Genomic DNA, 6269 nt, shown 5'->3' with positions numbered 1-6269 from the left:
AGTAAAGAAGTTGAACATATTTTAGTGAAATTGGCTCGTTAGAAACCGTAAAGCCAAAGAAAGAAGAACGTCGGAAACCCGTATGAGGGAAAACCTCACGTACGGTTTGATGAGGAGGAACTGAAAGTAAAAGAGATAGCGTAAGCTATCCCCTCGAAATCAGTTTCTTACTCTACTGGCGTTTCAACCGGATATTATTCTTGCGAAAGCATGGAAGAGAGTAAAAGCCAACAAGGAAGCAGTGGGATAGAGAATGAAAAGATTGAGTGCGTTTATGAATATGTAGAGGGGAATTTCCTTAAGAATCTCTACCTAGAATTGAAGAGAAGTCCTTTCTTCCAAGCCCAGTATGTCGTTCGTGTATATTACCTAAAGGAAATGGAGAAACAAGCCCCTTGACATTCTAATGGTCAAAGTATGTGTGAATTAAAGTACTATGAAAATGGTGATTGAACCACTCTTTGAAGCAGACTTCCAAGAATGTTCCTACGCTTTTTAGTCCAATAGGCTAAATGCTAGCCCTATAAATCAGTTTTCTACTCAACTAGTCATAGGAAAATCTCCATGATAATAAGTTCATAATGTCTTATAACTGCCATTCATATTTGAGGATAACAAGAGGCTTGCAGTTTTGATAGGAGAATTCAGTATGAATTTTCACATAATTAAATAAATATTAATTGGTTTATTTCTTTACTTTCTGCTCTTCTAAAAATCTTATAAATTCTTCTTTAGTTATTTCAGATTCCAAGGCTAGTTTTACTAACTCTAAAATTTCTTGACTTTCTTCTTTACCTATCATTCAATCACCTCTAATTCTAAGGTTTTAAACTTTAAACATTAGTTTATCTTATCGTTAGGAATATTCCGGGGAGATGCCGCAAGGTGGAGTAATATCTCCGATATTAGCTAACGTTTACCTTCATTATGTCCTAGACCACTGTAATAAAAAAGAATAATTGCAGTATTTTTTAGATAAAAGTTGTTCATCAATCAAAGCGCCTGTGCGGCCGAGATTAGGTCGTATCATATAACGGGTGGGATTCCCGTCGAGTAAGAACTAGCCATTCGCTCGTAGCGAGTCTTGGAGGACTAAAGGTAACTTTAGTCTTTAAGCGTAGACAGCAAGGTGGCGGGCCGAAAGCCAATTGGTTGAAGGGATTGAGCTCCAAAATGATTGTTATTCGAGAGGGCTGATGCTTTAGGCGCTGCAGAAAGCAACATTTTTAGGAGTGGTGATCGTAATTAATTATAAAATTGTGTAGGGAAGTGGGTTTATTGGAACTTTTAATTAGTTTTATTATAGGAGTTTTCTTCTTAGTGATTGGCATTATAGCTTTTTTTCCTCCTCCTAAATTGCCTTGGATTATTAGGTTTATCATTATTTTTATCGGTGTTGGATTTACTTTATATTCTATATTAGGGCTATTCGGTTTGGGCTCTTCATAATGAAACGACCTAAGTTTAATAACAGTCTTCAGAAATAAGCATAAGCTTATTTCTTAAATTGCTTAACATTTGTTTATGAGTGATTGGCATTAGAGCAGATTGGGAAAATTCTTTATTAAAGATTGGTATCCAATATAAATAAAACCACAGAAGCTTTTAATAGATTTGAAGTTATTGTAACTGGTAAAAATGACTTTTCAAGTAAGACGAAACAAAGTGATTTTGTTTTTCAGGGTTTAGATTTTAGCGTTATAAATGTTTATAGAGGGAATATTTCTAAACGATTAAAGGCAGGCATTGACTATAATGATGTTGGATGGATTGAGAAAAACTAATATAACAGTGGCGGTTTTCTTTTATTTTTAGAAAAAAGTGAGGATGCGGATTTCCTTCACCAGTGGGAGTTCCAAACGATATGGTTCAAATTTCAAGTGATAAAATTGAAGAACCAAATGATGTTAAAAGGACGATTTTAAAGATTTTCTAAAAGTACAACCAGGAAACAAGTGTTCGCAAGATTGATACTCATAAGGAAGTATTAATGATAAGTCTTCATACCCTTATATGTTTAGTTCAGGTGTATTAGTTTGTATAGTAATATTTTTTCTGGTTTATCGCTATATAAGAAAATTTTTTTAACTAAAAATAGGAAGGAGGAAAACAATTGAAATTTGATTACTCCATTTTTAGTTCAATACCAGATGATGATGTTTTAGAAGGAATTATAGAATTACATATAGCTATTTTTGGTACAACTGATAATTTGATTAACATGATGAAAAATAAGCCTAAATTATTGGTTATTACGGCGATGACTGGTACGAAAGTTATTGGATATAAGATTGGATATGAACTTGACAATAAAAGATTTTATAGTTGGTTAGGTGGGGTGGACACTTATTACAGAAAACACGGTATTGCTTCTGAGTTAATGGAAAAACAACATCAATATTTAAAGGAAAATGGATATAGTGTTGTTCAAACAAAAACAATGAATAAATGGCATAATATGTTAGTATTGAATATTAAAAATGGGTTTGATGTCATTGATACCTATACTGACAAAAAAGGGTTACATAAAATAATTCTTGAAAAGAAATTAATTAACTAACGGTTGATTTCGTTCAAGATTAATTTTCCTCAATCAAAGCGCTTATGTTGAATAAGGATAGTTGCTTTTTTGTTTATACGGCCAGGTTTCAAAATAGGATAACTGGACCTTTTAGTAGATATATATTTTTAGATAAATGGAGGCATCATTATGTGGTTAATATTAGGGCTTATTGCCATAGTAGCAACGTTTATAAATCTTTATCTGTATAATACAGGAAAAGACTACAAGCTTGCGATGGCAATAGGTTTATCATTTACAGCATTAACACTCTGTGCAGAACATAGCCTTGTATCTAATTGGGTAAAAGCTGAGGATTGGTCTGCTTTATTGGATGTTGTACCTACTATGGAAAAGGCTTTGTGGTTTTTAACAATTGTTTCTATCTTACTAAATATTGCACCTGTACTTTTAGAGCTGAAAAATAAAAAAGCACATTAGCTTAGCAGCTGTCATTACGACAGTTCTTGATTCTAATAGTATCGAGACAGTATGCCACTAATAGTTCATTCAATCTATAACTTTCATTAACAACTAATGTTGATAGCAAAACCAGGGACTTCAAAATAAATCTTTCTTTTTACCGGTATTAACCAAAATAAAAGACTTCCATCAAACTTAACAGATAAATTTGAAGGAAGTCTTTAGCAGCTAGGTGAGTTATTTCTTTATCAATTTTAATAAAGGTTTTGAAATAATCGGCGTCAATAATCCTGAAATAATCGCTTCAGTTATTCCATTCGTCGCTACAATGGTCATCAGCGCAGGCAAGAGCTGCTCCATGTCTAACTCCAAGAAGTTTGCATATGGCTCTCGGTAAAATAAATAAATCAATCCAAGCACTAAAACAGTATTTGTTAAAGATCCCAGCACACCGGCAATACTCATTCTTACTGTTTCATTGAGCTTTCTGCTAAGCATTTTGTGGAACACATATGCAGCAACTACACCAATTAATATTCGGGGCAAGACGGACACAAGCGGATTCGTGAATACAATGGGTGCTATTACGCTTGTCGGAGCGACAAATGCCCTGATGAATGTAATCATTCCCCAAATCCCGCCTATGATGGCTCCTTCCTTTGTTCCGAGGACGATCGCTGCGATAATGACCGTTACCTGAATAATCGTCAAGCTAAGCGGTCCTATTGGGATATATCCTAAAAAAGGAATTGATGTTTGAATAATGATAATGGCAGTAAGCATTCCTAATAGAACCAATCGGAATGTATTATTTTTTTTGTTCATGAATAAACTCCTTTAACTCTTCGTTGTCATTCTACAAATAAAAAAGGGAATATACTTGTTATAACGCAATTTATTCGAAAATTAAACAATTTTGTGCTAGAAAAGAATCGAATTATTGATATTGCTGTAATTTCTTATTAAACTTGAAGATCTATGTAAAGAGCTTAAATTAAAAATAAAATACAGGAGGAAAAAACTGGGTTTTGTTGAATATATGAAAGGAACGATTTGAGAGGAGTAATTCTAATGAACCTAATGATTATTAATACAATCAGAACGAATAATTTTAAAGATGAAACTATTATGCAGAAGATTACAGAAATGTGGAAAGAAGCATCGGGTCTTTTGAATAATCAAGACATAGTTACATATGGTCTGTATTATCAATACGAAAGTGACTATAAAGGTGATTATTCGTTAAGCGTTGCTATAGAAGGTAGTAGTGATCACGATTCTGGGATTAACATTTCAAACACCAGTGAATATGAAATTTTTAAGGTAGATTCATCGAACGAATATGGAATACTTAATACATGGAAAGAGATATGGGAACGTGAGGAGAGAGGAAAATTAGATCGAGCTTACTCATATGATTTTGAAAAATATTACCCTGATGGTCAAATTGAAATTTACATAGCAATAAAATAAAATAGACATATCACTAAGATTGAAATTTGTTAATTGAAGGTTGGTTTTATTATGACAATAAATTGGGTTGAAATAACAGAAGAATCATTAGAACACTATGAATCTGCTATGAAATTATACGATCAGGCGTTTCCAATCGAAGTGCGAGAACCACATCAAACCTTTTTAAGAGGCTTGCAATATACAAAAAGACCAAATAATTATCATTTCTTAGTAGGGCTTGTAGATAACCAGCTGGCTTCGTTTGCTACAGGTCACTATTTTGCAAAAATAAATGCAGGCTTCATTGTATATATTGTGACGAATCCTGAAATCCGTAATAAAGGACTAGGCTCAAAAACATTATTTAAGATAGAAGAATTGTTAAACAAAGATGCCCTTCTAGCAGGAAACTCAACAATGAAAGCCATTTTCTTAGAAACAGAAACACCAGAAATGGTACACACCGAAAAAGAAAAGCAAGATTGTCTTAAAAGATATCAATTTTTCTCTAGAAATGGCTATGAAAAATGTGATGAAATACCATATCTACAACCTGCCTTACATGATGAAATGGGAGATATACCACTAGATCTTTTTATTAAGAATTTAGACATTAATAAACGAAGTAAGGATGAAATAAAAAATGCCATCGTAACCATTTATAAAGAAAAGTACCAGTTAGTAAATGGAATTGATAAAAGTATTATTGATAATTGTCTTAAAAAGATGGAGATAGAAGACGAGGAATGACAACACCCTTGATCTGAAAAAAGCAAATAATGTCGTAAAAAGAGGAATGGTTTTACCTTTTATCTAATTGACAGGTAAAAAGATTTAGACTATTCTAATAATAACAAAAGCAACACAAAAATTATTTTGCTGGTTATGTAAGCGCTTAAATTGTTTGGTTGTCCTACTAACTTCATCATAGGATAAATCTTAATTGTTTTCAAAATTACTTATAATGGTATATACCATTATAACACAAGGCTTTATTTGCAAGAAGTAACTCACTATCATATATAATGATAGTGATTATTACTTGGAGGAAGTAGGAAATGTCTTATGAAAAAATTGCTAGGAAATGAGGAATCAGTCCCGTTCTATAAACAACTTAAAGATAAGATCATCGAAGATATAGAAATAGGGAAGCTAAAGCATGGCGATAAGCTGCCTTCAGAACGTGATCTAGCGGCTCAATATGGGATTAGTAGAATGACCGCAAGACATACTTTGTCGGCATTAGAAAGAGAAGGACTTGTTGAGCGTCGAGTCGGGGCAGGTAGCTTTGTTTCAAACAATAAAATTCAAATGGATTTTATTACGTTCAATAGTTTTACGAATGATATGCTTGGAAAAGGGTTAACCCCTAGTACACAGGTACTGTCAATAGGACATTTGAAAGCAACACCATTTTTAGCCGAAAAGCTGCAGCTGCCTGAAGGAGAAGAGCTGTTTACTGTAAAACGTCTTCGTTTAGTAAACGACCGACCAATTGCGATAGAGGAATCATTTATTCCAGAACAGTATTGTCAAAATATTAAAGACTTTATCACAAATGATATTTCATTATATAACGTGTTAGAGAATGAATTTGGGATAAAACTTGTAAAGGCAAAAGAATTTATGAGAGTTACCTTTTCAGACGAAAATGAGAGTAAGCTTCTAAAAATTCGTTCTGAGAGTCCATGTATTTTTCGAGAAGCGGTCGCCTTTGATCGAAACGACAAGGAAATTGAATTCTCTACCTCATTAACAAGAAGTGATATTGTTAAATTTTACTCGGAATTAAACCTAAAATGATCTTCATTTTAGGTATGATCTCACTTTA

7 protein-coding genes are annotated in these 6269 nt (G+C 33.1%); 6 read left to right on the top strand and 1 reads right to left on the bottom strand.

What is annotated here, in order from left to right:
* Positions 1 to 1278: 1278 nt before the first annotated feature.
* From ACEWK1_RS20645 to ACEWK1_RS20635, 3 genes are all read left to right on the top strand, one after another.
* Positions 1279 to 1449, top strand: coding sequence for a hypothetical protein (locus ACEWK1_RS20645; protein WP_212135095.1), 171 nt, complete (start codon positions 1279 to 1281; stop codon positions 1447 to 1449).
* Positions 1450 to 2113: 664 nt separating this feature from the next.
* On the top strand, positions 2114 to 2560 hold the full coding sequence (locus ACEWK1_RS20640; protein WP_232273428.1) for a GNAT family N-acetyltransferase: 447 nt from the start codon (positions 2114 to 2116) through the stop codon (positions 2558 to 2560).
* Between the two features lie 150 nt (positions 2561 to 2710).
* Positions 2711 to 3001, top strand: coding sequence for a hypothetical protein (locus ACEWK1_RS20635; RefSeq protein ID WP_121661930.1), 291 nt, complete (start codon positions 2711 to 2713; stop codon positions 2999 to 3001).
* Between the two features lie 219 nt (positions 3002 to 3220).
* On the opposite strand, the gene ACEWK1_RS20630 is transcribed toward ACEWK1_RS20635, so the two are convergent.
* Positions 3221 to 3808 (bottom strand): ECF transporter S component, encoded by a 588-nt coding sequence (locus ACEWK1_RS20630; RefSeq protein WP_212135094.1) that lies wholly within the window; start codon positions 3806 to 3808, stop codon positions 3221 to 3223.
* Positions 3809 to 4054: 246 nt separating this feature from the next.
* Here ACEWK1_RS20630 and ACEWK1_RS20625 point away from each other — a divergent pair, with 246 nt between their 5' ends.
* From ACEWK1_RS20625 to ACEWK1_RS20615, 3 genes are all read left to right on the top strand, one after another.
* Positions 4055 to 4456 carry a GyrI-like domain-containing protein gene (locus ACEWK1_RS20625; protein ID WP_212135093.1) on the top strand — a complete coding sequence of 134 codons (402 nt, stop codon included), beginning with the start codon at positions 4055 to 4057 and terminating at the stop codon, positions 4454 to 4456.
* A 51-nt stretch (positions 4457 to 4507) separates the two neighbouring features.
* Complete coding sequence (locus ACEWK1_RS20620; RefSeq protein WP_212135092.1) at positions 4508 to 5188, top strand: GNAT family N-acetyltransferase; 681 nt, start codon at positions 4508 to 4510, stop codon at positions 5186 to 5188.
* Between the two features lie 315 nt (positions 5189 to 5503).
* A complete protein-coding gene (locus tag ACEWK1_RS20615; protein WP_212135091.1) occupies positions 5504 to 6241 on the top strand; it encodes a GntR family transcriptional regulator in 738 nt (245 codons plus the stop codon).
* Positions 6242 to 6269 lie beyond the last annotated feature (28 nt).

This window comes from Metabacillus sp. YM-086 (assembly GCF_048059995.1).
Classification (GTDB): domain Bacteria; phylum Bacillota; class Bacilli; order Bacillales; family Bacillaceae; genus Metabacillus; species Metabacillus litoralis_B.
The sequence above is the reverse complement of the archived record's forward strand: the minus strand, read 5'-3'. Positions and strand labels throughout refer to the sequence as shown.

Excerpts from the sequence above, each read along its gene's own strand:
- ACEWK1_RS20625 (WP_212135093.1), top strand. The coding sequence starts at position 4,055 with ATGAACCTAATGATTATTAATACAATCAGAACGAATAATTTTAAAGAT.
- ACEWK1_RS20630 (WP_212135094.1), bottom strand. The coding sequence starts at position 3,808 with ATGAACAAAAAAAATAATACATTCCGATTGGTTCTATTAGGAATGCTT.
- ACEWK1_RS20615 (WP_212135091.1), top strand. The coding sequence starts at position 5,504 with ATGAAAAAATTGCTAGGAAATGAGGAATCAGTCCCGTTCTATAAACAA.
- ACEWK1_RS20635 (WP_121661930.1), top strand. The coding sequence starts at position 2,711 with ATGTGGTTAATATTAGGGCTTATTGCCATAGTAGCAACGTTTATAAAT.
- ACEWK1_RS20620 (WP_212135092.1), top strand. The coding sequence starts at position 4,508 with ATGACAATAAATTGGGTTGAAATAACAGAAGAATCATTAGAACACTAT.